Consider the following 525-nt stretch of genomic DNA (forward strand, 5'->3'; position numbering starts at 1 on the left):
GCCCGTCCGGCGTCTGAGGAGCGGGGGTTCGGGGGCGGAGCCCCCGAGTAAGTGACGGGAATGGGCAGGGGCGGCGAGGGCGAGGAAAACCCCTAACGGGACAAGTCGCGGACCTGGTCCCAGATCGCGGGGTCCACCGGGCCCACCCGTCGGCGGAAGTCCCGTATCGGCAGCCCCCGCCGCTCATCCGTTTCGAGGAAGCTGGCCCGCCCCCGGGCGTCCCCGACGGAGCCGGGAGGCAGCGGAATCACCCCGGCCCGCCGCTCGTCGTGGTTCTTGCTGGTGATCTTGGCGACGACAGCCGTACGGCCCCGCACGGACAGGACCAGGCAGGGCCGGTCCTTCGCCCCGGGCCCGTCCTCGAACGGAACATTCGCCCACCAGATCTCGGCCGGCCGCGGCCGAGAAGCGCGAGAAGGCCGACGGATCCCACCCCGGACCCGCGGCCGGCCCGGCGGGCGACCGGTCGAACGGCCCTGCGAACGGCCCCGCCCGCCCGAAGACCCCCGTCGTCCCCGTCGCCCC

Annotated in this window: 1 protein-coding gene; it reads right to left on the reverse strand. The window is 74.9% G+C overall.

Annotated elements, in window-relative coordinates:
• Positions 1-92: 92 nt before the first annotated feature.
• A partial coding sequence (locus O3Q52_RS54005) for a type II toxin-antitoxin system PemK/MazF family toxin (protein WP_269655658.1) occupies positions 93-525 on the reverse strand: 433 nt, incomplete at its 5' end.

Origin of the sequence: Streptomyces sp. ActVer (genome assembly GCF_027270795.1) — a bacterium.
Classification (GTDB): Bacteria; Actinomycetota; Actinomycetes; order Streptomycetales; family Streptomycetaceae; genus Streptomyces; species Streptomyces umbrinus_A.